Consider the following 431-nt stretch of genomic DNA (forward strand, 5'->3'; position numbering starts at 1 on the left):
ATGATTAAATTAGTTGAATTGTTTTGCGATGTCGATGATTTTTGCAAAGTATTTATACCCCAATGGAAAAAACAATTACTCGAAGATGGCACCCAAAAACGTCAGCGAGCAGGCCGTATGACGACCAGTGAAATTATGACTATTGTTATTAGTTTTCACATGTCACATCATCGTGATTTCAAAAACTACTACCTTGGTTATGTATCACTTATGTACAAAAGTGAATTTCCTAACTTACTCAGTTACACACGATTTCTAGCCGTTATGCCGAGAGTAATTGTGCCAATGTGTGCCTATTTCACTTCACTTAAAGGTAAACCCACAGGCGTTGAATTCATTGATTCTACATCTATTAAGGTCTGCCATAACATTCGTATTCCAAGACACAAGACCTTTGATGGAATAGCCCAGCGAGGTAAAGGAACGATGGG

At 38.1% G+C, this 431-nt stretch carries 1 protein-coding gene; it reads left to right on the plus strand.

Going from position 1 to position 431, the window contains the following annotated elements; genetic code table 11:
* A partial coding sequence (locus tag J7338_RS20610; protein WP_276529889.1) for a transposase occupies positions 1–431 on the plus strand: 431 nt, incomplete at its 3' end.

Origin of the sequence: Pseudoalteromonas ostreae, assembly GCF_018069805.1 — a bacterium.
GTDB lineage: Bacteria > Pseudomonadota > Gammaproteobacteria > Enterobacterales > Alteromonadaceae > Pseudoalteromonas > Pseudoalteromonas ostreae.